The organism is Peribacillus sp. FSL E2-0218, from assembly GCF_037992945.1.
Lineage (GTDB): Bacteria > Bacillota > Bacilli > Bacillales > DSM-1321 > Peribacillus > Peribacillus simplex_B.
Genome location: NZ_CP150304.1, coordinates 2,458,468 through 2,481,978, shown reverse-complemented (window position 1 = coordinate 2,481,978; position 23,511 = coordinate 2,458,468). Strand labels below are relative to the sequence as shown.

Here is a 23,511-nt window from a genome sequence, read left to right as displayed (position 1 = left end):
TGTTTTCACTACTTCCATGTTACCTCCACCCCTTTTTATTTAAGTTTTGTTCCTAATTCAGGAGTAACCTCTTTTGCCCATCTGTCCGACACCTCAGCACGAATTTCAGCGAACTTGGCGAAATCAGGTTTGAATGTTTTGTCACTTTCCTTGAGTCCGATTGATTCTTCGTATTTCTCCGGTATCTTCATCCCTTCCACCGTCGGATAAAATCCTTTTTCGGAAATGAGTTGTTGGGCCTCTTTACTGACTAAATAATTAATGAACTCTAGGGCCTCTTTACTGTTGGGTGTATTCTTCACTAACCCGGCGCTGAAAGCCTGCAGCGGTACGCCTTCTTTCGGTACAGCCATTTTGATGGGAATTCCGGATACGGCCAGTTCACCTATTGAATAACTGCCCATGACCGTTATATCCGCGGCCCCTTGCTGGATCGCAGGCATCATTTGTGTTGAATTTTTATAAAACGTATTGGAATAGCCAGCAAGGTCTTTTGCCTTTTCAAGCCCTGGTTCGATGTTTTCCGTACTTCCTCCATTTGAAATCGCTAAACCATTAAGGGTATTGAAGCCCCAGTCATTCGTAATATCCGCAAAGGCCGTTTTCCCCTCGTAATCCGGTGAGACCAAATCATTCCACGATTCAATCGGTTTCAACTTCTCCTTTTTGAAGGTTTCCGTATTATACGCCGGTGCAATGACTAACCCGAATACGGGAGCAGCTGCCTTCTCCGCCGGAATGAAACGCGGATCCACCGATTTCATATTCGGCACATTGGACTCATCAACCGGTTCGATCAGCTCCTTCTCCTTTGCCCGGATTACGTCCACTGGTACAAAAAAGGCGATATCGATTTGTGGCGCGTTTTTCTGTAATTCCACTTTCGATAGGATTTCTCCCGATAAGCCGGAAATATAATTGACGGTTATTCCCGTTTCTTCTTTGAACTTAGGAGCGATGACATCACGAATGGCACTTTCGATGACTCCTCCATTTCCGGCAATCGTTATTTTTTTCTCTCCTTTTTCTCCTGAATTAGTTTGTACGGATTCGCCCGGTTTTTGTGGAGTCGGGTTTCCGCAGCCTGCAAGCGCAACCAAGATGATGATGGATAGTAAACTCATTATTTTCTTCATACTCATTTCCTCCATTTTTTCATTTTTTCATCAATCCATGTTCGGTAAAATATTTCATGGCACCAGAATGAAAATCGAGCGGAACTGGCCCTGCTGCGTCATTCAATGAAATGTCAGAAGCGGCGGGATGTGTATCCTGCAGCTCCGGCAGATGCTCATATAATGTTTTCACAAGATTGTAAGCATGCCGGTCGGACATTTCATCGTAAGTGACCAAGACATTTTTGATGGAAATCGTTTGGACCTCTTTCTGCATTCCCTTGTATGTATCAACCGGGATTTCATTTTGAGCGTACACACCGTATTGCTTCTGCAAACGGTCAATAATGTCTTTCGGTATCGGAATGATTGAGAGCTCGGTTTGCTTGGATGTGTAAGCGATTTCATAATTCGGGATGCCTGAAGAGAAGAAAGCCGCATCAATGGAACCATTTTGCAGCGCTTCGGCAGCTTGGGTAAAAGAAAGATAAGATAAATTCAATTGTTCAGGCTGTAAATCCGTTTCCAAAAGGATTCGTTCTGCAATTAGTCTAGTGCCGCTGCCGCTTGTACCCACACTAACCCTTTTTCCAGCTAAATCATCCAAGGAATCAATATCATGACGTTTTGTGGTAACAATTTGAACATAGTTGGAATAGAGGGTCGTCAATGCTCGTAATCTTGATTTGTTCGTAGAAGGCAACTCTAGTACGTCCACTGTCGTAAAGCCGATTTCGGCCCTGTGCTGGCTGACTAGCTCCGTATTTTCGATGGAAGCTTGTGTGACCTGTGTCCCCGACACGGCTCCGTTATATCTTTCGTACAACGCAGACAGTCTCTGGCCTACGGTAAAATAAACACCTGACATGTCCCCGGTTGCTATGATTAGCATCCGATTCGACAAATCCTGTCCGCTTGAATCTGGTTGTCCCTGTCTCAGGGCAGAAGCAGGTTGAGAGATTTCCTGCTGCTCATTCATGAAAGAACATCCCGTTATGAAACAAAATAGCAAAATGAATGGTAGAAAGAGTGTTCCATTTTTCATAGTGATCTCCTCTCTTACTCTATTTAGATGCAAGTAACATGCCAAGTGAAGTAATCGCTTCATCATGGAAATTTTGCCGATGTATCGATGCAAATCTATAGGAAACCGGCAATATTTTCCGAATCCCCAGAAAAATTTGCCGGTTCAGCCTTTAGTTTATTCTTTTTGGGAAATGAGTTTAATTTTATCACGCAGGCTTCTTTCCGATATTTTTAGGACTTGCGCGGTTTTTTGCCGATGGTTCTTACAATATTGCAGAGTGGCCGTAATGACTTTTTCCTCTATGTCTTTCATGGACATGCCAAGTGGAACGCGAAAACTGTTTCGATCATCCTCCAACACATCCGGCTGAAAGACGAACTTTTGTTCTTGAACATATTGTGGCAGGTCTGTATCCTCCATACATGTAGAATTTGATAGGGCTACCGCATATTCGATCATGTTCCCAAGCTCGCGGACATTCCCGGGATAATGATAATCGAGCAGGATCTGCCGTGCGGCCGCCGAAAATGTCTTCTCTTCCCTGTTCATGTCCCTTGCGTGTTTTTTCATATAATAATCCATCAGGATCGGCAAATCTTCTTTTCTTTCCCGAAGCGGCGGCATGGAAATGGGAATGACATTCAGCCTGAAAAACAAATCCTCCCGGAACTCCCCGTCCATCACCATTTGCTCCAGATTTTTATTGGCCGCACTGATTATGCGGACATCCAATGATCGTTTCGTATTGGAACCGAGGGGAGTCACTTCCCGTTCCTGCAGCACCCGTAATAATTTGGCTTGGAGGGGCAAGGGCATTTCACTAATTTCATCAAGAAATAGAATGCCTCCATTAGCGGCAACGAACTTCCCATCCTTCCTCTGGGTGGCACCTGAAAAAGCTCCCTTTTCATACCCGAACAATTCAGATTCCAGCAGCATGTCGGGAATAGCCGCGCAATTGACGATTTGCATGGGCTTATTTTTCCTTCTTCCCAGCGTATGGATGTTCCTGGCTACAAGCTCTTTGCCCGTTCCGCTTTCACCTGTAATAAGCACACTGGAATCAATATCTTTCACTCTATCGATCATGGAAAAAATGCGCTGCATCGCCCTGCTATTACCAAGAAAATTCCCCATTCCCCTTTGTTTCTCCAATTCTTCATGAAGTGTCTCCAATTGATTCGTCATCTGATTGAATTCGGCTGCCCTCATCATAAGCATCGAAAGTTCTTTTATATTTAGAGGCTTCTCAATATAATAATAGGCTCCTTTTTTTATGGCCTCGATGGAAGTATCGATGGATGAATAGGCAGTCATCATGATGACTGCCACGTTAGGAGCGAGTTGTTTGATTTTCAGAAGGATATCAAGCCCGCTTTTATTGCCTATCCTCAAATCAAGCAAAACGATATCAAATGTTTGATTTTCAATCTTCCGAAGGCCTTCATCCGGGTCTGTCGTTGTCGTGACTTGATAGGAGTCTTCCAACGCAAAGCTAAGCGCGTTGCAAATGGCGGGTTCATCATCGATCACTAATACATGTAACATCAGATTTCTCCTCCTTCTTGAGTTCATTCGTATATAAAGGCAGCAAAATGATGAATGTCGTTCCACAATCAGGATGGCTTTTAACTTGGATATCTCCATTGTTTTCTTTGATTAGCCTATACGATAACGTTAGGCCCAAGCCGACTCCCTTATCTTTATTTGTGTAAAAAGGTTCAAAAATGTGGTTCTGCTCATCCTGTTTGATGCCAATGCCTGAATCCGATATGGTAATCCGCCCGGTTTTCTCGTTTTCTCTATCAATGGAAATGGTAATCGTTTTTACCTCTCTTTCCTCCACAGCCTGAATCGAATTCAATACCAGATTAAGGATAACTTGGTGAATCTGCTGTAAATCTATATAAAAGATAAGGTCCTCATCTATTGCCTGTTCAAAATGTATTTGCTTTTTTGCCATTGTCACCTTATGGAAAGCAAGTAATGAAATAAGTTCATGAGCAGGGCAATTCGTTATATTCGGCGGTCGTGGACGTGCATATTCAATTAAATCGGTAACGATTGCATTGAGACGGTTGACTTCAGTGGGCATGTGCTCCATTAGAACTTGCCGGAATTGAGGCTTATCGTATTTGCTTGGAAGTAAATCAATGAATGTTTTTATCGATGTTAACGGGTTTCTAATTTCATGGGCAACCCCGGCAACCAGTTGACCAAGTGCGTGCAGCTTTTCCTGTGTGACCAATTTTTTCTCCAACGTTTTCTTCTCCGTTTCATCATTCATGGACAGTAAGTACCCGGTATGTATCTTTTCCGTACTGAACATCTTATGCATCGAATAGGAAATCTCCTTCTGTTCATGCCGTCCATGCAAAACCCGGATCCGAAAGGAACCTGTGCCCACTTTTTCTCTTTGTTCTGGATGGGTAGCTTCGAACATCTTCAATAGCTGAGTATGATTTGGAATATTCAGAATCATTTCCTTGGAAATGTTCAGGATCTCTGATGCTTTTTCATTGCAGCTTGTAATCAGGAAATCGTGATCGAAGGTGATGATGCCTGTATTGATGTTGTTTAAGATTTGTTCTTTGAAAGCTTTACTATTGTCCAGTTTTTGCCGTTGTTTCTCTAAATCCTCATTCAATAGGTGCAATGTCCGAGTCTGGGCAAGGACGGATTTTTTTAGCTTTTGATTCCATATGTAAATAATGAAAAGAATAATGGCTCCGGCGGTTAAAATCATGGTCAGCCAGAAAATGAATTGCTCCAGTCTGGCGATTTTTTGATCGGATTGCGGCATGAGCCATTTATCGATGATCCCATTTAATTGACGATTGGCTTTAAGTTCAGTGAGGGCATTGTCCATCATGAATAGAAGCGTTTGATTTCCTTGCTTAACAGCAATCGTATAATCCGCAGGTTCAATGACCTCATCAAGAATGATGTAGTTTTCCCCCTGGCGGAGTTTTTTTAAATAATATTCCGCCGTCCATTTGTTGCCTATGAAAGCATCTGCTCGGTCATTCATTAACGTTAACATTCCGGAGTATTGATTCGAAACAGTCGTTAAGTTTGTATTCCTCATATTGAGAAAAGTGCTGATTACAGGTGTTGTGGGGTCAAGGACAACATGGGCATCGCGTAAGTCCGTTAACGTATGGATATCCTTTTTCCTATTGCTTGGGATGATGATTGATTGGGACATGGTAAAATAAGGCTGGGTGAAATCTAGCTGATTATCTTTTTCGATACTATAGGTACTCCCGACGATGGCATCGACGGAACCGTTCATTAACCGTTTTTCCGCTTCTTGCATTTCCATTGGAAGATATTCGAAAACAGTGCCGTTATTTTTCGCTATTTTCTCCATCAGATCAATATTGATGCCACTTGGTTCATTGGCTTCATTTTTGAATGAAAATGGGGGAAGAGCACTCTCTACCGCAATGATATAGGTTTTTTGTTCAGCAAAAACATTGTAAGTCCCTGATGCTTCCCAAATGAATGCATAACAAACTATACATAAAAATGCCAAAAGCTTCTTTTTAATTAAAAACCCTCCTATTCCTTCGATCTTCATGCAGACATCATTCTCTGCCCAAAAACGTCATGATACTTACTATTTCTCCAATTACGACTTGAACCCTTTTATAAAGTCTTAGATTCCGAGATAACCTGACACATTTCAGCAAGAATTCACAAGGCATATTCGTCTGCCAATGGACTGCCGTTTGCTTTACCTTTCCCGTCTACGAATCCCCCTTCAGGAAAAAGCAATAAATAGAAACCCAGCATTTATTGCTGGGTTTCAGTTAAATTCACTTATAATCTTTATTTTTCACTTTCGAGTTCTTTTATCATTTGTCTTAAGGCTCCAAGATGATAAGCGGAATGAGCGATGATCGCATTTACATTCGTCAGCCATTCCTCTAAATCGATTGTATCGATTTCGACTAAAAGAGAGTGGTATTCAGTCTGTAGGCCTTCCTTGATTTCGGCCCATTTTGTCTCATCAACTTGAGAAATGGTCCAGCTGGCATTCCAATCCTTTTCAAATTCCACACCACTAATCATCGTCCGGACCACCCATAAGTAATAACGGGTGTGGTCAGCGTGAGCGGCTATTGTCGATCCGTGAATGGAAAGAGATGCATCTTCCGCGTTCAGCCCTTCAAGAGTGCCAAAAATGCCTGTATTTGGTTTTGAATCAGTATAATAGCTTCCTCCGTTTCCCGGTCCCTCAAACGTTTCATTCAAAAGCGTTTTTAGCGATTCAGCCAACTTCCTTCCCATTTCCCTATCCCCTTTCAAGCATTTTAATTAATTTGCTTCAACCCTTATCATACACTAGGGCAATTCCATATTTGGATTTATTTTGTAAATATTCTTTTATTTTTAAACTTTGATTAACACATTACCTTCCTAATTACGACTAATTTGTGAGCAAGAGCCGCATCACATAAATTGAAGAGCTGAGCAATAGGTCGTGTCCATTTTTACAACGACAGATGCTAATCGCTCTGGATCATGTTTTCTCGTCGCCCCCAAGCTAACCTTTAATGTTTCTACAAACGTGCCAGCTTGCCCACTACTATTGCCCACATGAACACGTGTCCCATACAACGCCAGCCCAAGTAATTCGTTTCCTTTAATCCTATTTCCCCCAATGTATCATAGGCGCAAACCATATTAGCCCCAATATCTTTACATAATCTTCTTTAGCTGAATTTCCAACAGTTCCTATAAAAACCAAAAAGACCGTAGACAATCTCCATCATTATCGAGTTTGTCTACGGTCTGAGGCAATTAAAGCATTGCCTTATATTATTTATTCACGAACAGCTCTTTAGCAGCTCCCTAAACGTTCATCCAGGGACAAAATCCGAAAGGTCAATTCTTGGTTTCTGCATAAGCCGCCCATAACTATTTGATTATCTTTGGTAATGGTGACATATTTGAACGTTTCATCGCCGTTGATGTTTAGATTGGTTTCCGCTGTCGTTTCCATTTTTGCAAAGTCTTGGACTGTGTACGTAAGCGGCAGTAAGTGATCCAATCCTTCATCTGGGCTGCCGAGCCACTTAAACATAAAATCCTTCAATGAAAATTGTTCGATCATCGATAAATGCTCTTTAAATATTAATTGATCCATCGTTATTTCTTTCAAATTATCCACTCCTCAATCGTATTTAAAGTGTATATGGAGAAACGCCTAACATCAAGAGCATTCCAATGACAAACGATTACATTTAGATTACGTCCCCCCTCTGCAGGCATACGGCTTACCAGAAGAATGTATAAGCTCCTTTGCCGGTGGCTGGGGTTGTAAGACTTTCATTCGGACCTTGCTGCCAAGTAATCTTACCATTTTCATCTTTCATGACGAACTTGAATTGATAATATCGATCCGCCGCTAAACGGAAAGTTCCGCTCCAGCTGCCCTTTTCACGTTGAGCGAGCTTGTATTCATAATCGACTGGATTCCACCTGCCGATTTCTCCCCGGTCACCAATTAAGTATACACCATGTGCGGCAGGGACATTTTCAACCGTGAATGTAACCGGAATCGATTTGCTTGGCAATTTATTCGCCAGCATTGGTAACTCAGCTGTTGGTTGTCCTGTGTCATCGAATAAATAGGATATCCTCAGGAAAGTGAAACCGTCAAAACCGAAGTTGTAAACCATTTCCGCTACATTATCAAATCCGCCTTCATTGCTGATGGGCAGCGCGTTTTCGCCATTTAGCGAAATACCCTTTTCTTTGGCCAATGTGGCAATTTGGGCAACCAACGTCTTTGGTGAGCTATAGTATGGTGCCGTTTGCGCGTCGGTGTCCCCCATCTCCAAGCATGTAAAGGTAAGGGCCATTTTTGATTCCTTGAATTGATCAAGAAGTTGGGAATAGTTATAGTACCCGGCACTATACTCTGCTGAATGCGGCATGATCGGATCATTCATTTTCCAATGGACACCTGAGATTTTAGCACCAATGGGAACATCGAAGACTTCATCAAAATGTTTATGGGCCAATTTCGAGATTCTTGAAAGATGTTTTTCCAGAGAACCCTGATACCACTGCATAAAATCGTTTCCAAAGACGGTGTCGATTTCACCGCCTTTCATGAAAAATGAATCCCCGTTACCTGGAGGCTGAATCTCATCCCAGTTCTTATATCTTTTTCCCCAAGCTGCATTGAGTTTTTTTATCGATATATATTTTGATTGCATCGAAAGCCTGAAATCCCTTTTCGCACCTTCTGTATAAGCTTGAAGCTTCCCTCTTTCTGAAAAGTCCCAACCATCTGCATTCTGGTAGGAGGGATATCTTAGTTCGCCAGCTGGTCCTGCACTTAAATATATTTTTGCAATCAAATCTTTTTTATCTGCGAAATTCTTTGCAAAGGAGCAGTACAATTCATCGTATTGCGTTGCGGTCCCTTCCCACCAAGGGGCTAGCACTTCTTTATTCCAATAACCGCTTTCGCTCTTGAATGACATGTTTTCGGCAGAGTCTTTATTCCAGAGCCAGCTTGGGATGGGATAGCTGCATTCATCACCCACATTCCCGCCACATTGATGTGTGGATAAGATGGGCACCCATTTTAAACCGGAGGATTCCACTGCCGCGCCATACCTTTTATAATAAGACCAATCAAACTGGTTATCCTTTTTGCTCTCGACCAATCCCCACCAAATATCTGTCGTTATGGCATATACGCCATTTTCCTTCAACTGCATTAACTTGGCTTTAAAGGCGTCCCAATCCGTTATTTCACCTAATGGAGCCATGACATATAACCTGTAATCCGGTTTTACCTCTGCAATTCCAACTGAATCACTTGATAAAGGAACGTAAATCATAAAATTAAACACGCCTAAAGACAATTTTTCCAAAACAAATCATCCCTCCCTCATCTATAATGGATTCAACAGCTATAAAGAAATGGTCAGGCCCATACCAAAGAGCATCTCGTACCAAAAGTATATTTTAACTGGTAAAATATATCAATCGATTTTCCGTTTTATGGGGGAATTATCCCAGCACGAAACAAGTCCCTCATTCATATGATGTGTTATGGGGTGCACGGGTAAATGGAACATTCCAGATTAATGGCGGAGAAAGGGTTGGGTGCTGCTTTATGAGACAATCTCCAATATATAAAATCCCGTTTCAAAATATCCAGGAAAAAAACATGTCATTTGAAGTCGTCTTCAACCATATTGTGGAGTTCATGAATGTAAATCCAGCCGGTAACTATCAATTAATGGTCGGCACCGATTCCCAGGTACATAAACAACATACAGTTTTCATCACCGGCATCGTGATTCGGCAGGTAGGGAATGGGGTTTGGGGTTGTATCAGGAAAGTGATGGTTCCTCGAAGGATGACGCATTTACATGAACGCATTTCCTATGAATTGTCATTAACGGAGGAAATCGTTTCCCTATTTACGGAAGAAAGAAAAAATCAGTTAATCGACATTGTTCTCCCTGCCGTCTATCAAGGAGCCACCTTTACTATGGAGGGCCACATTGATATTGGCATTGGAAAACGGAACAAAACAAGTGAGTTCGTAAATGAAATGATCGCTAGGATGGAATCCATGGGAGTGGAACCGAAAATAAAACCTAATGCGTTCGTTGCCTCAAGCTATGCCAACCGATATACAAAGCAAGAGTAAAAATGATTGCGATCCATATTGAATCCATTATCGAACTAGTTCAGAAATAAAAAAACACCCATTTATCATGAGTGTACTGTCTTCAGCCATTTTTCAAGTCAATGTTGCACCTGAAGGCTGTCGTTTATGCTAATGTCCCCACGTATGTACGGACCATTTCCGTGGTAACCATTTTACGAGCGGGTATAAATCTTTCGTTTGCAAGGGCATTGATTTGCATGGTGATCTGATTGATTGAATCTGTTGAAAAATCCATATCGGCCTTACATAACTCTACAGCTTCTTGAATATATTCTTCCCTTTTTTGGTCCAACAGCGAAAATTCAGTGAATTGCTCGTTTTGCTTTTGGGCATGTAACGTAATGTCCTTATGTACACTCATATCCATCACTCCTCTGATTTGACTTATCAATACTTCCATATTAACAAGTTCAAAGGGAAAACGAAAGAATTGATCAACTTGCATCCAATAATGTCTCCAACTTACAATTAAAAAGCCCTCGAAACGGAAACCCAAGGGCCATGGAGAGGTACTATATTTTTTGCCGCCCTTTGACACCATTGATCGAATAACTCACTTCAATGCTTGCATTTAAGGAGTGATACACAGAACAGTACGTATCCTTCGATAATCGGATGGCGCGTACTACTTTATCCTCCGGAAGCTCCCCTTCCAGTAAATAGTGGATATGATAATGCGTAAAGCGTTTAGGATGTTCCTCCGCCCTCGTCCCTTCCATTTCCATTCGGAAAGTAAGCGGTTCCAATCTCATTTTTTTCAAAATCATGACTATATCAATTCCTGTACAGCCTGCCAGGGCTTGTAATAGTAGTTCCGTTGGCCGCGCTCCGCTATTTTGTCCACCTACATCTTCAGCAGCATCCATTTTTATTTCATGTCCTGAAGGGGTGAATCCGGTAAAAGCCAATTCACCTGTCCATTTGATGTTTGTCGTCACCTCTATCAATCCTTCCCTGCTCAATATTCTTAGCTGAAACGTCGGAAGAGCTCCCTCGACGTGTAAAAGGATGATCAGCCTCCAATGTGATCAATACCTATTCAAAACTTCCTTTTAGTGATGTGAAGAACCTATTATAGGAAGATTTGTATTTATTTTATGTAATACAGCTCAAAAATATTTAATAAAAATTTTCGTGCCGGACCTTTTCATCATTAAGGATGGATCCTTACGATCTTGGAACGGACAAAAAAACAGGGAGTGTGCTCCCTGCCAGACTGTAGACAAACTCAATGAAAATCGAGTTTGTCTATTTTTATGGCCTGTACAATTTAGACGTTGATTTCCACTCCAGGCACTCGCTTTCCGCGGGCGGTCGGGGAGCCTCCTCGGCTTTGCCTGCGGGGTCTCCCCTAGACGCGCTTTTCCCGCAGGAGTCTCGAACACCCGCTCCAATCAACTTTGTCTTACCATTTAGATAGAACACTTTTGACTGGAGTCATTTTTGTTTTAAAATTGAAGGATTAAAACTTGAGGTGATGAGGATGCTTTCTAAACATGATTCTATTCAGCGAGATCAACTTGAAATGATTACTTTAGATCAACTGGTGCCACCGAACCATTTGGTTCGTAAAATGGAGGCTGCCATTGACTTCACTTTCATTTATGACTTGGTGAAAGATATGTACTCAGAGGTAGGACGCCCAAGTATTGATCCAGTTATTTTAGTTAAACTGACTTTCATTCAATATACCTTCGGTATTCGTTCCATGCGTAAAACGATTGAAGAAGTTGAAACCAATATGGCTTATCGTTGGTTCTTAGGCTATGGTTTCCATGATAAAGTGCCTCATTTCTCTACGTTCGGAAAAAATTATGAGCGACGCTTTAAAGATACAGACCTGTTTGAACAGATTTTCTGTCGCATTTTAATGACAGCTGCTAATAAAAAGGTAATAAGTGTAGAACACGTTTTCGTGGATTCCACACATGTGAAAGCCAGTGCGAATAAACGGAAATTTGAAAAGAAAATCGTTCGTAAAGAAACACGAGCGTATCAAGGACGTCTTCAAGAAGAAATCAATCAAGATCGTGAAAACCACGGAAAGAAGCCTTTTCCACCAGATAAATTTGATAAGGAAGAAACCAAAGCAATTAAAGAAAGTACTACGGATCCTGAGAGTGGCTACTATGTGAAAGATGAACGAACAAAACAGTTTGCCTATTCATTCCATGCGGCCGCAGACGGCAACGGTTTTGTATTGGGAACGATTGTAACACCTGGTAATACACATGACAGTCATATTTTGGAGCCACTTGTTGAGCAAGTGATTGAGAAAGTTGGAAAACCAGAAGCAGTTGCCGCAGATGCAGCTTATAAAACACCAGCGATTACAAGCTACCTATTTAACAAAGAAATCACACCTGCTTTACCCTATACACGTCCTCGTACAAAAGAAGGATTCTTTCGCAAACATGACTATGTTTACGATGAACACTTTGATTGTTACCTTTGCCCTTCGGGAGAAACTTTAAAGTACTCAACAACAAATAAAGAGGGCTATCGCGAATACAAATCGCCCAAACAAATTTGTGCAACATGCTCATTTTTATCACGGTGTACGGAAAGCAAAGACCATCAAAAAGTAGTGACACGGCATATCTGGCAAGCATATGTGGAAGAAGCAGATCATCTGCGTCATCATCAAGAGGTAAAACCTATATATGCGAAACGCAAAGAAACGATTGAGCGTGTATTCGCAGATGCAAAAGAAAAGCATGGTATGCGTTGGACTACTTTAAGGGGACTTAAAAAATTGTCGATGCAGGCGATGCTTACTTTCGCTGCCATGAATGTAAAGAAGATGGCCACTTGGACATGGCAAGGTCCTAAAACGGCTTAACATAGCGGCTCGAAGAGCCCAAATCTCGTAACCTTTGGTTAAAATTTCAAAGGAATTTCAAAAGGGGTTCGGAATTTTTTAATTCCGAACCCCTTTTGTCTACAAACTGACAGGGAGTGTGCTCCCTGCTTCCCCTTCCCTCTTATTCCTGCTGCTGAATTTCCAAGGATTTCGTTTCCGCCTTTTGGTTATATAAAGGCAAAATGAAAACCATCCCAAGAATAAAAAAGAATGCCGCCGTTTCAAACATGGCAATGAGTGAAAATTGCTCTTTCAACATGCCTGCCACACTCATGGTCACTACCATCGAACCAGTGAATAATGGCGTTAATATACCGTTGACCCTTCCAATGAACGCACCTTCCGTCCGCTGCAGTATCAAGGTGTTGATTCCGATCTGGATACAAGGCAGCATTAATCCATTAAAGAACTCGGCTGTTAGTGTAAGCCAAAGATTCGTCGACAGTCCCAGTACAGCCAATCCAAGGGCATTTATAAGCATTCCAAGGGCCAATAACCGTTGTGGTGCCACCTTTTTGGCGAAGATCATCACACCAGCCCCGCCTAAAATCATACCGACACCGTTCATCATGAATAGCCATTGAAGATTTTCCTTCGGCAGCCCTAAACGCTCGGTAACAAGGAATATGGAGAGCGGCTGTATGAAGCCAAGGCCAAGACCCGCTCCGAGAAAACATAATCCAAGCAAACTCAGTTCTTTTTTCCGCAGCACGTAATTCACTCCGCTTTTCATTTCCTGCCATAAGGTCGTTTTATCCGCTTCTTCAACCAATTTCCGGTCTTTTGGTAGGAATGTGAGGGCAGCTGCTGAAAGTAAAAACGCTGCACCGGTAATGGCTATCGAGATGTTGATGCCAAATGATTGGAAAGCAAATGTACCGATTATCGGCCCTAATACCATGAATACGGCGAATACGGTTTGATACACGGACATTGCTGTTTGGATTTGACTTTCTGGTAAGTGCATCTTAAATAGCTTCATTCCCGATGGCTGGGAAAATTGAGAAAGGATTGCCGAAATCAATGTCGCAAAAAACACTACCTTCCAGGTCCCGAAGATAAGAGCGATAAGGACGGCGAATACGGATAATGCGCTTAAAATATCGCACCATACCATTGTTTTTTTAGGTCTCCAGCGATCTGCGAAGGTCCCGCCTATAAATGAAAAAATGAAAATGGGGGCAAATTCCGCCACGGATATCATGGAAATCGCAAAAGCATCGCCATTGGTCCTTTCCATGACGAATAACAAAACAGCAAAATTCCGGACCCATATCCCTATTTGCAAAAATAACCCGGAAAAGATGATCGCACGAAAGACAGGATTCTTGAATATGCTTGATTCCTTTTCGCTTAGAGGTGCTGATTTATTTTTTTCCAATATAAAACCTCCTGCTTTAATATCTGGACAGGAGGCGGCACAATACAAATTAACAGGCATAATACCCCTCGTAAAAGGGACACAATGATCTTTGTTTGTATTTTTATGTACAGACCAATCCTATCCAGAAAAAAATCGTATTTTTAACACGCTTTTTTTTTCTTCAAGAATAGGATTAAATGATCATTGTTCGAATCCACCCTTCCATTTTATGTTAATTATATAATAATTGAACCTTTCTGAATAATCAAGATGAATTTTTGCTTTTATAGTATGTAAAAGGACTATCTTAAAGCAGAAAGTCCTTGATTTTTAGTATATAAGGTCTCAATTTTAGCGGGCTGTTTCTTTATTAATTTTCCATCAAGTGTTCATGATTCGGCTCTGCCTGGACAAGTAAATGGGAAGATGGCATCAGAATACGATGTTCGTGTAAAGCGGACATCATCTCAAACCTTACATTTCTTGACGTTTCAAAGTAATCGTCTGGCTTCACAAGCCCCACTATACATAGCTCATAGCCCACATATTTCAGATTCGGATTTAAATCGGTAATGCCGATATATCGAAAATCTTCTTCAGGTGTCCCGTCCTCGAGTCTGAGCAGACTCTCACCGAATTTCTCATTACAGGTAAGGCAAATATCTTCAAGCAATCGTTTCACCTTGTCTGGATTTTCCTGATAACTAACCGTGATTCGCTCGATGATTCGCATTCTCCCTTTATTAAAATTTTGAATCGTCCTAATCTCGCTATGCGGAATGGTCAGCAGTTTTCCAGACCATTCCCTGATCTGCATGAACCGAATGCCAATTTCTTCCACAGTTCCGGAACTTGTCCCATTGAATGCCACGAAATTCCCGACGCGGAATTCATTATCCGACAGCCTTACAAACCCTAATAAAATATCCTTAAGCATTTGCTGAGCGGCAAACCCGATCACGACCCCTACAATCCCGGCTCCGGCAAGTATCCCTTTTAAGTCTATAAACTGTCCAATCACATATATGAGAAAAAGTGCGGATATGCCATACCTAAGAGAAGAACGTGTAACGCCCTGTATCGTTTTTTCCACTTCTTCCTCAAAAAAACTTGACCGTTTAAAAAACCATTCGACCATTTTATTCAAAATATAATAAACAGCCATGAGCAGCAGTGCTAATAAGAATAGCCTCATTAATAAAAATTCTTCCAAGTAATCAAATGCACGCTCCGTAACATCTAAGATATTCAAGTTGCCAACTCCATTTCCGCCTTTATTCCGAATCGATTAAAATCCAGTCATCATCCTTGCCTATTATCCCTTTATCAAGGACAAGCCTTGTTTTCAAGCGATAGGAAACCCCTTTTTTATACGGATCCTTGAGCATTGGCAGACAAAAGTTGAAAGGAATTTCATTACTCTCCCCAGAATTTATTTCCCTGGTAGACAAAATCGTACTCGTCTTCAGGATCTCTTCCATTCCCGTAGAATGAGTATCCATGATGAGATCGCATTCGATCCTTCTTATTCTTTGCTCTAGGGTACCACCTTTAATCAAGAAATACCCATTTATGCATTCCCCGGATTTATACGTATTTTTTGGAAGGATCAAATCGATTTGTGCAGACCCTATTCCTAAAAGTAACAAAGATTTTCTCAGTATCAAAGAATACACTCCATTTATATTTATTTGTTTTTGTCATCACCATTTGCCATCAGCTGAACAATTGATGATGGTCTACTCAAAAAACCTTCACCGATTTCGGTAAAGGTTTTTCAAACAGAAAATAGACCTTTACCAATAGGTAAGGTCTGGCTAACAGCACTATGCTGCCAACAACGCCGAGAGCCTGGAGCTCCGTAATGACGACATTGCTGCTAAAGCTACTCCCCTTAGGAGATTATACTCATTATCATACGGTAAGATTGGAAAGTTTGTCAAACCTTTATGTATGGCGAGTTTCTGATAGGGATTGGAAACTGTGAATCTTATTCAGATATCATATAAGGTTTTGTGCGAACATGTTCGGGGAATATGAAATATACAAAGGGAGCCATGATATTTTTCTTCCTTACCCTTCTTACTTGCATGTTCAGAAAGGATGTCTCATTTATTGAAACCTTCAGTAACGAAAAGGGCATGATTCATTTTAGTAGGAATAAAATGAACAAAATATGTATTTTTTAAAGAATCATAAAAATATTGATTATTTTAGAAGATTTTTCTTTTACTTCTGTCAAACTTGCTGTAATATAAATGTAACAATTGTAATATTAATTACACTTTCGTTACATAATCATCCTAATAGGGATTGGAGAGAGAAAGTATGAATAAAATATCAGGTATGCTATTATCCATCATTTTATTTTTCACATTGAGCACGGGAGCTACAGCACAAACCACATCACAGAATTTATCTGACACAAATGCACTTAAAATAGCCGATAATGCCAGCAAACATTTCTGGAATGCATTACATGGTTACAAAAATCGTTCATGCACACAAAAAACATTCAACTATAAAGGAACAGAGTACTCGTATCTTTGTCAGGAATTCAATACAAAAGATAAATTGGTTACTTATTTAGGAGAAACATTTACTAATAATGCTATTGAAAAAGGATTAACAAACTATCATTACATTACACATAAAGGAAAATTGGCCCGCCCAGTCGGTGATGGCGATGGCATGCTTGAATGGAAAAAATCCAAAATCAAATCGGTCCAACAAAAACAAAACGTTAGAACCTATAATTTAACTGTCCCTACTGTCGATGGCGATTCAGTTAAAAGAACCGTTACGTTTTACAAATCAGGATCCACATGGAAAGTAAATCAATTTGATGCCGTCCAATAACTTAAGAAAAGAATGCCCCGCGTCTGTCATTTCAGATGCGGGGCATTCTTTTTGGTGCTTCATCTTTTAAACTTTAAGAAGAATTTTGATGTAAGAGCATGTTCATGCTTAATGGTAAGTTTCGGTCGCCTCCTTGCAAGTTCGATGCTTTTTATTGTGAATTTGGCTTGATTTTGTGCTTTTACATACTTTTTGAACCGTTACTCCCCACAAAAATCCAAGGCGGTTTCGTGCATTATTTTGTAAGTACACAGCTTCACTCCTGAGTATGATGACCTTACTCGTGAATACGGGCTTTACCTTCCAGACACCTAGATGAATTATGCTGGCAAGAAAAGTGCTTAAGAATATGACTGATTCAATATGGTTATATAGCATCCATGTTGGATAGTATGTTGTATTTCTCCGTATTCTTTTCCTAAATGGGTAAGGATTTCATGAAGTATTTCATTTCGCCGCTTTTCTGTAAAGCCTGAAAGCCAGGATAGTGAACCGACTCTTCCGCACCAATCTTCGTTTGAAAATGATACTTCGTAATGGAACTTATAGGTCTCTTTTAAGTCAAATCCATGTTCCTGCCATTCCTTGAACCATTCCACCGGAAATCCATTGATAAATTGTTTTGATTGCGCTTTGGCGCCCGCAGGTCTCAGCTCTCCGCCAGGCATATGCGCTTTAATAATTTGAAGTGTATCAGCTATGACTTTACGGTTGGATATAAAGCCTGAATCCATTACGATCAATTTTCCCTTTCCTGCCAAAATCCTTTTTATCTCAGCAAGGGTTTTTTCTCGGTTAAACCAGTGCCATGCTCTTAAAACGGTTACATAATCAAACAAACCCTCATTCAAGGTCGTCGATTCTGCGCATGAATTCATATACTCAATTACCTGACCTTCACTCTTATCCAATTCTTTCGCTTGCGCTATTAGTTCTGCTGAAGGCTCCACTCCCACAACGACTGCCCCTTCAACATCTAAAGCTCGGCTTAATACCCCCGTCCCAGAACCCAAATCTGCCACTTTTTTATGGGTAAAATCAATTCCTCTACGCTTTAAACTCTCCATTACCTCCATAGGTAAGTCATTTCGATATTGCGCATAATTTTTTGCCACTCTTCCAAAATTCACATCCATCGACATTCCCCTTTGTATATTTTTTCCAACTTATAGAAATGATATCATATTATTCAAGAGCTAATCATTATACTAATCTACATTGCTAGTGATTTTGTTGCATGAAAAAAAATGGACACTGTATGCATTAGCCTGCTTGATGAACTAGAAAAGTCGAAGCATTGAGGGGAAAATCAAAAAAGTTTCGAATGGGAGACCATTCCGAAACCTTTTTTCAACAAACTGAGCATAGTGAGGATGGAGTGCCTTAGCGGGTTTTCCCTTTTCGAAAACCTTGAATAGAATCGAATACGGCGAAAAATATGGAGATGAGGATAATACCCCAGTAGATCCGGCCTTCCCATTCATCAATCGGAAAAAGTTTTGTCATATATATGATGAATTCGTTCGTCAGAAACTGCGGATTACTGATGATGATGATGAGAGTAATCGTCGTGAGCAGTTGATAACAGGTGTGAAGCCAAGCGAGCTTTTTGGTCCATTGCCCTGCCAATAATTTATAAATGGCAAGGCAGACACCTAAAATGATTATGCTGAAAATGAGCGGCCAATAGGAATTCAATACTTCTTGGTTAAAAGAAGGTGTCACAAAATGGAGTCCGTCTTTACCAGTCTCGTAGACACCCAGGAGGCTGGATGCATTGAAATAAAGAGCAGCAAAAACTGCGATACCTAACAAGCTTCCAAATATCTCGACTTTAGGAATCGCTTTTCTCTTTGAAATATTTGGAATCTGTTTTAAATCATCTGGTGTCCAGCGTTTAAACCCTTTCGTTAAAGGCATATGATCTTTGGAAGTATCCGTACGTTCCAGGAGGGCAAACAAAAGCGTTAACCAGAAAAATACTTGGATGGCAGTGCTGATGATACCTGCGATGCCTTTTCCAATGATGCGGAGGATCACTTCCATTACCGTTTTATCACCGATATTTGCAAATGTGCTATCTCCAATTAAGGAAATCAATGAAATGACAGCGGCGATTGGTAAAATCATTTTCAATAGACTGACATAAACATCGTAATAACGCGGTCCAATCAGGTGCATTGGCCGATCTCTATAACCGCTTGCCAGTGTTACCGGATCTCCTAATTTGATAAGGATCTCTTTCACGTCTTGCTCATTATAATCTTCCGGAAGCATATCTTCGATTGTGGATTGAAGCTCAAGCGCAATATCCTCCCTGTTTTTTTCTGGCAGCCTGCGGGTCACTTCCTGAATATAAAGTTCAATCAGCTCCATCTTCTCCCTCTCCTTTTAATAATATATATAGCTCTTGAGACGTTTTTTCCCACTCTTGTTTTAATTGATTGAAAATTTCTTCCCCATATAAACTTAAAGCATAGTACTTGCGCGGCCTGCTTTCAGAAGTATCCCAAGTGCTTGTCACCAATTCCTGTTTCTCCAGGCGGCGAAGCAAGGGATATAACGTGCTCTGATCGATGGCAATTCCCGATTTTTCCAGTCGCTGGACCAGCGAGTATCCATACTGGGGAGTGTTGAGCTGACTAAGGACCGCTAAAGTCAAAGTGCCCCTTCGCAGCTCGGTCGTCAAAGAATTCAGCAATGTACTCATCCAATCACCTCTTCTCTATACTATATGTCGTACACCATACCTTATGCTATGCATCATACACTATTTTAGTTCTAACACCAACATCAAAATATAAATATTCTTCATAAAAAAAGAAACGCGATGCGCCTCCTCATATTCCGTCATTTGGTTTCGAGTTTTGTAATAGATATTTTTTACAAATCCCCATACAAACCTAGGTATAATTCATCATTTTTTATTTCTTTTCTTGTTTCATTATGTAATAATATGTATATATTACCAAAGAGATGTTGGGTATGAATGAGTTATCGTATTTAGGTGTATCAAAGTTCCCTTTTACCTTATTATCTTACGTTCCCCATGGGCCGAGAAAAGAAGAGAATCCGCACATATGGTTATGTTGGATATATCCCCCCTTTAATCGGGAGCGATGGTCATGCTACATACTTCACGTCTTCCTCAACACGATTTACCCACTTCTCCAATTGAAAGCATCCAACCAATGGAACCACAGATGAAGATTCATATCCTTCGATCAAGCCATTTTGATTGACTTATGTTGACAGAAAAATCAGCTTATCCGAACGATTGAAAATGGTATTTTCAATCAAGTTATCTAGTTATCTAAAAAAGTGCAGGGGATTTTGTATATTCGCAGTTTACCCATACAGAATTTCTTTCTGCACACCAGGAGGGATTCGATGAATGGCCTTTCAAATCTAATGATCATTATTGGATTTACCGTTATTTTCTTCATCCTTATTGCCTTGGTTCTGTTTATTATTTATATGATTTTCTTTGACCGACACCAGAAGCATCATGCGATTTTAAGAAATTATCCTATGTTCGGAAGGATACGGTACTTATTGGAAAAACTCGGCCCTGAAATGCGGCAATATTGGTTTAACAGTGATAAAGAAGGTAAGCCATTTTCACGGGATGATTATGAACACATGGTAAAAAGCTCAAAATATTTAAATGATGTCATTGGTTTTGGATCTAAACGAGATTTTGATGAAGAAGGCTTTTTTGTCAAGAATAGTATGTTTCCAAAATTGACCGAAGAAACGAAGTTCGATCGGGCAATAAAAGTGAAGACGAAAAGATACAATCTATTAAAAGACCCGCTTTTCTCACAGCGTGTGGAAAAGTTGGAGGATAAGGAACCTTCTGCATTTTTGTTAGATGATGCTGATACTGTGGTCATTGGTCCGGACACGAAAAATCCGTTTAGATTGAAAGGTCTGATCGGGATGTCGGCCATGAGCTATGGCTCTTTGGGTAAGAACGCGATCACTGCGCTTTCCAAAGGGTTGGCTCAAGCAAAAGGCTCATGGATGAATACGGGGGAAGGAGGTCTGTCGCCGTATCATTTAGCAGGGGGAGTCGATATAATCATGCAAATCGGTCCTGCCATGTTTGGTGTCCGTGATAGTGTTGGGGAATTGGATTGGAATGAGTTAAAAAGAAAAAGTGAAATTCCTGAAATTAAAGCCTTCGAGATTAAATTGGCTCAGGGTGCCAAGACACGGGGAGGGCATATTGATGCAAAAAAAGTAAATCCGGAAATCGCAGAGATTCGTAGCGTTGTACCCTATAAGTCAATCGATAGCCCGAATCGGTTCCATCAATTTGAGGATGTAGAATCCCTGTGTGATTTTATCGGTAAGATCAGGGATCATACAGGGATTCCAGTAGGTATCAAGATGGTCATCGGCGGCAATGACAGTGTTGAAGAACTTGCCCGGTATATGAAAAAAAGCGGGATGGGTCCGGATTTCATCACGTTGGATGGCGGAGAAGGGGGTACGGGTGCTTCGTACCAGGAAATGACCGATAGTGTGGGATTACCGATAAAATCCGCTTTGCCTATTTTAGTTTCGACCCTTGAAAAATATGGAATCCGAGACCGGGTTAAAATTATCGCCTCCGGGAAATTGTTCACAGCCGATCGAATTGCCATAGCTTTAGCAATGGGAGCGGACCTTGTGAACATTGCAAGAGGGTTCATGATTTCCATAGGATGTATCCAAACGATGAAATGCCATTCCAATGCTTGCCCTGTCGGGGTAGCAACCACTGATCCCGAATTACAGAAAGCACTTGTCATTGATGAGAAGAAATATCACGTTACGAACTTTCTTGTTACCACTAGAGAGGGGTTGTTTCGGATTTCAGCTGCAGCTGGACTGGATTCACCCATCCATTTTCGCCCGGAACATATTTGCCATAAGGACGATAAAGGGATTGTCACACCATTTGAAGACATCCTGAAAGAAGTAAAGGGACGAATTAGAGCTAGTGAATGAAAAGCAACCGCTCATTCATTATGGGCAATGGCTTTCTAGGCAGAAGGATTCTTGACAGTTGTTCACATGCTCTCCCCCATCATTCATTCCATCAAATGGCTTGATAATACCAAATCCCATCACGAGTGAATTTTCTGCATTGGTCATTCAAAAGAAGGTATTCCAGATGGGCCAACGTTTCTCCAACCGCAAACCTGGATTCGTGAATGGGTAGATTTCCAAATAGGATTTGACATCCTCTTTTTACCGTAATCGGCTCTTTCATTTTTTCATGAATGACTTGCAAACGGTCTTGATGATGATCCAATAATTCTGCGATTCTTTCATTGGCATTTCGAAAGGGCTTTCCATGTGAAGGAATGACATATTCCACGTCCAACTTTTGGATTTTTTTCAATGAGGTAAAAAATTCTTCCAATGGGTTACTGAAACCTTTAAACCAGTAAGATATATTAGGGGAGATCTTTTGCAATATATGATCTGTCGAGAACAGAACACTATTTTCCTTATTATATAGTGATATCAGGCCATCAGCATGCCCCGGCGTGAAAATCACCTCATACTCACATTTGCCAAATCGCAGATGCATCCCTTCTTCAAGGTGATGATTGACCGTAGGATATGGTTTCACTTGTGGCATAAAGCTGCTTTCGTCACCCGATAAGGCAGTGGCTATATCGTCTTCCCATCCACATGCATCATAGCTTTCTTTAAGGAGATTGAGCGATTTCGCTTCCCAATACGTTTTCCCGGCCTGTTCATCCACTTGTGTCATCCAAACATCAGCATTGGTTAGTTGCTGTAAGGTTCCTGCATAACCGAAATGATCTGGGTGATAATGGGTGATGATAATATCACGAATATCATGCTTTCCGATAATGGGCTTCCATATTTCCCTTGTCGTTTCATTATTTAATCCGGTATCCATGATCGTCCATCCTTTTTCACCTTCTGCTAGGAAACAATGAACATGATCAAGCCTAAAAGGCAAAGGAATGGTAACTTGCGTAACTTTCAATTCATTCAGCAACTATAACTTCTCCCTCCGATGTAGCATTCAATTTCATATTTTTTATGAGTACAAAAAAAGCGCTAAATTAATCAATTCGACGAATTTCTTGAACTTCCTCTATCCAACTGTTAGATGTTACGCTAAACCTTGATAAAACCGATCGCATAAATTTAGCTTGGAAATGTAAAAGAAGCGTTTATACCTCCTTTGCGAATGTACATCGAATAAACAGGATTGGGGAAGCGATTTGTCTAGACGTGGAAACTGTTGGGTTAATACGGTAAGTGAATCACAGCATAGGTAAACCTAAATATTTCTAATTTTACATGTATTCACTGTATGAAGTGCTCCAAGCAAGCTTTACTGTAATCCCAATTGAGTGCAACAAAAATCAGGCTAACTTAGTCCCCGCTGAATATGGGAATAAGTTAGCCTGATAATGGTGTCATATTTTTTCAGATAAAAAAACCCTGAATTTTGGACTACCAAAAGGTAAAAAGAGAATGAAGCATGTTAAAACAAGCCTGAAGAGTTAGTAAGAAGTACTTTCGGAAGGTGTTTTTCGC

General features: G+C 40.8%; 20 protein-coding genes. 4 read left to right on the top strand and 16 right to left on the bottom strand.

The annotated features are described in order from the left end of the window. Positions 1-35: 35 nt before the first annotated feature. The 7 genes from MHI53_RS11935 to MHI53_RS11905 all read right to left on the bottom strand — a co-directional run bounded on the left by MHI53_RS11935 (position 36) and on the right by MHI53_RS11905 (position 9,041). A complete protein-coding gene (locus MHI53_RS11935; RefSeq protein ID WP_061142819.1) occupies positions 36-1,136 on the bottom strand; it encodes an ABC transporter substrate-binding protein in 1,101 nt (366 codons plus the stop codon). Between the two features lie 19 nt (positions 1,137-1,155). Beyond that, positions 1,156-2,094 (bottom strand): TAXI family TRAP transporter solute-binding subunit, encoded by a 939-nt coding sequence (locus tag MHI53_RS11930; protein WP_185113097.1) that lies wholly within the window; start codon positions 2,092-2,094, stop codon positions 1,156-1,158. Positions 2,095-2,316: 222 nt separating this feature from the next. After that, positions 2,317-3,690 carry a sigma-54 dependent transcriptional regulator gene (locus MHI53_RS11925; protein WP_061142817.1) on the bottom strand — a complete coding sequence of 458 codons (1,374 nt, stop codon included), beginning with the start codon at positions 3,688-3,690 and terminating at the stop codon, positions 2,317-2,319. Beyond that, positions 3,665-5,725 (bottom strand): transporter substrate-binding domain-containing protein, encoded by a 2,061-nt coding sequence (locus MHI53_RS11920; RefSeq protein ID WP_340373572.1) that lies wholly within the window; start codon positions 5,723-5,725, stop codon positions 3,665-3,667. Before MHI53_RS11920 ends, MHI53_RS11925 begins: the two co-directional genes overlap by 26 nt. Before the next feature lie 251 nt (positions 5,726-5,976). Then, positions 5,977-6,438, bottom strand: coding sequence for a hypothetical protein (locus MHI53_RS11915; protein ID WP_340373571.1), 462 nt, complete (start codon positions 6,436-6,438; stop codon positions 5,977-5,979). A gap of 553 nt (positions 6,439-6,991) precedes the next feature. After that, positions 6,992-7,312, bottom strand: a complete 321-nt coding sequence (locus tag MHI53_RS11910; protein ID WP_340373570.1) for a hypothetical protein — start codon at positions 7,310-7,312, stop codon at positions 6,992-6,994. A 115-nt stretch (positions 7,313-7,427) separates the two neighbouring features. Beyond that, on the bottom strand, positions 7,428-9,041 hold the full coding sequence (locus MHI53_RS11905) for a family 14 glycosylhydrolase (RefSeq protein ID WP_340373569.1): 1,614 nt from the start codon (positions 9,039-9,041) through the stop codon (positions 7,428-7,430). A 245-nt stretch (positions 9,042-9,286) separates the two neighbouring features. Here MHI53_RS11905 and MHI53_RS11900 point away from each other — a divergent pair, with 245 nt between their 5' ends. Next, a complete protein-coding gene (locus MHI53_RS11900) occupies positions 9,287-9,829 on the top strand; it encodes a ribonuclease H-like YkuK family protein (protein ID WP_061142812.1) in 543 nt (180 codons plus the stop codon). Between the two features lie 124 nt (positions 9,830-9,953). Here MHI53_RS11900 and MHI53_RS11895 read toward each other — a convergent pair whose 3' ends face one another. Further along, complete coding sequence (locus MHI53_RS11895; RefSeq protein WP_061142999.1) at positions 9,954-10,211, bottom strand: DUF2533 family protein; 258 nt, start codon at positions 10,209-10,211, stop codon at positions 9,954-9,956. A 151-nt stretch (positions 10,212-10,362) separates the two neighbouring features. Further along, positions 10,363-10,788 (bottom strand): OsmC family protein, encoded by a 426-nt coding sequence (locus tag MHI53_RS11890; protein ID WP_155645501.1) that lies wholly within the window; start codon positions 10,786-10,788, stop codon positions 10,363-10,365. A gap of 545 nt (positions 10,789-11,333) precedes the next feature. Between MHI53_RS11890 and MHI53_RS11885 the strand changes: the two genes are divergently transcribed. Beyond that, entirely contained in the window at positions 11,334-12,692 is a 1,359-nt protein-coding gene (locus MHI53_RS11885; protein WP_340371732.1) for an IS1182 family transposase, read from the top strand. Positions 12,693-12,834: 142 nt separating this feature from the next. On the opposite strand, the gene MHI53_RS11880 is transcribed toward MHI53_RS11885, so the two are convergent. The 3 genes from MHI53_RS11880 to MHI53_RS11870 all read right to left on the bottom strand — a co-directional run bounded on the left by MHI53_RS11880 (position 12,835) and on the right by MHI53_RS11870 (position 15,743). Continuing rightward, entirely contained in the window at positions 12,835-14,142 is a 1,308-nt protein-coding gene (locus MHI53_RS11880) for an MFS transporter (RefSeq protein WP_340373679.1), read from the bottom strand. A gap of 304 nt (positions 14,143-14,446) precedes the next feature. Then, the gene (locus MHI53_RS11875) at positions 14,447-15,328 is read right to left on the bottom strand and encodes a mechanosensitive ion channel family protein (RefSeq protein ID WP_340373568.1); all 882 of its coding nucleotides are present in this window, start codon (positions 15,326-15,328) and stop codon (positions 14,447-14,449) included. A 22-nt stretch (positions 15,329-15,350) separates the two neighbouring features. Then, a complete protein-coding gene (locus MHI53_RS11870; protein ID WP_340373567.1) occupies positions 15,351-15,743 on the bottom strand; it encodes a sporulation protein in 393 nt (130 codons plus the stop codon). Positions 15,744-16,404: 661 nt separating this feature from the next. Between MHI53_RS11870 and MHI53_RS11865 the strand changes: the two genes are divergently transcribed. Then, on the top strand, positions 16,405-16,935 hold the full coding sequence (locus tag MHI53_RS11865) for an IseA DL-endopeptidase inhibitor family protein (protein WP_061141915.1): 531 nt from the start codon (positions 16,405-16,407) through the stop codon (positions 16,933-16,935). 341 nt (positions 16,936-17,276) lie between these two features. Here the strand turns inward: MHI53_RS11865 and MHI53_RS11860 are convergent, their stop codons facing one another. The 3 genes from MHI53_RS11860 to MHI53_RS11850 all read right to left on the bottom strand — a co-directional run bounded on the left by MHI53_RS11860 (position 17,277) and on the right by MHI53_RS11850 (position 19,645). Then, positions 17,277-18,071, bottom strand: coding sequence for a class I SAM-dependent methyltransferase (locus tag MHI53_RS11860; protein ID WP_340373566.1), 795 nt, complete (start codon positions 18,069-18,071; stop codon positions 17,277-17,279). Between the two features lie 247 nt (positions 18,072-18,318). Beyond that, positions 18,319-19,311, bottom strand: a complete 993-nt coding sequence (locus tag MHI53_RS11855) for a hypothetical protein (RefSeq protein WP_340373565.1) — start codon at positions 19,309-19,311, stop codon at positions 18,319-18,321. Continuing rightward, complete coding sequence (locus tag MHI53_RS11850) at positions 19,298-19,645, bottom strand: PadR family transcriptional regulator (protein WP_100530309.1); 348 nt, start codon at positions 19,643-19,645, stop codon at positions 19,298-19,300. Before MHI53_RS11850 ends, MHI53_RS11855 begins: the two co-directional genes overlap by 14 nt. 680 nt (positions 19,646-20,325) lie before the next feature. On the opposite strand from MHI53_RS11850, the gene MHI53_RS11845 reads away from it, so the two are divergent. Continuing rightward, positions 20,326-21,933, top strand: a complete 1,608-nt coding sequence (locus MHI53_RS11845) for an FMN-binding glutamate synthase family protein (RefSeq protein WP_340373564.1) — start codon at positions 20,326-20,328, stop codon at positions 21,931-21,933. Between the two features lie 91 nt (positions 21,934-22,024). Here the strand turns inward: MHI53_RS11845 and MHI53_RS11840 are convergent, their stop codons facing one another. Next, positions 22,025-22,963: an MBL fold metallo-hydrolase gene (locus MHI53_RS11840; protein WP_061141919.1), complete on the bottom strand. Its 939-nt coding sequence runs from the start codon at positions 22,961-22,963 to the stop codon at positions 22,025-22,027. Positions 22,964-23,511 lie beyond the last annotated feature (548 nt).

Excerpts from the sequence above, each read along its gene's own strand:
- MHI53_RS11935 (WP_061142819.1), bottom strand. The coding sequence starts at position 1,136 with ATGAAGAAAATAATGAGTTTACTATCCATCATCATCTTGGTTGCGCTT.
- MHI53_RS11930 (WP_185113097.1), bottom strand. The coding sequence starts at position 2,094 with ATGAATGAGCAGCAGGAAATCTCTCAACCTGCTTCTGCCCTGAGACAG.
- MHI53_RS11925 (WP_061142817.1), bottom strand. The coding sequence starts at position 3,690 with ATGTTACATGTATTAGTGATCGATGATGAACCCGCCATTTGCAACGCG.
- MHI53_RS11920 (WP_340373572.1), bottom strand. The coding sequence starts at position 5,725 with ATGAAGATCGAAGGAATAGGAGGGTTTTTAATTAAAAAGAAGCTTTTG.
- MHI53_RS11915 (WP_340373571.1), bottom strand. The coding sequence starts at position 6,438 with ATGGGAAGGAAGTTGGCTGAATCGCTAAAAACGCTTTTGAATGAAACG.
- MHI53_RS11900 (WP_061142812.1), top strand. The coding sequence starts at position 9,287 with ATGAGACAATCTCCAATATATAAAATCCCGTTTCAAAATATCCAGGAA.
- MHI53_RS11895 (WP_061142999.1), bottom strand. The coding sequence starts at position 10,211 with ATGAGTGTACATAAGGACATTACGTTACATGCCCAAAAGCAAAACGAG.
- MHI53_RS11885 (WP_340371732.1), top strand. The coding sequence starts at position 11,334 with ATGCTTTCTAAACATGATTCTATTCAGCGAGATCAACTTGAAATGATT.
- MHI53_RS11865 (WP_061141915.1), top strand. The coding sequence starts at position 16,405 with ATGAATAAAATATCAGGTATGCTATTATCCATCATTTTATTTTTCACA.
- MHI53_RS11860 (WP_340373566.1), bottom strand. The coding sequence starts at position 18,071 with ATGGATGTGAATTTTGGAAGAGTGGCAAAAAATTATGCGCAATATCGA.
- MHI53_RS11855 (WP_340373565.1), bottom strand. The coding sequence starts at position 19,311 with ATGGAGCTGATTGAACTTTATATTCAGGAAGTGACCCGCAGGCTGCCA.
- MHI53_RS11850 (WP_100530309.1), bottom strand. The coding sequence starts at position 19,645 with ATGAGTACATTGCTGAATTCTTTGACGACCGAGCTGCGAAGGGGCACT.
- MHI53_RS11845 (WP_340373564.1), top strand. The coding sequence starts at position 20,326 with ATGAATGGCCTTTCAAATCTAATGATCATTATTGGATTTACCGTTATT.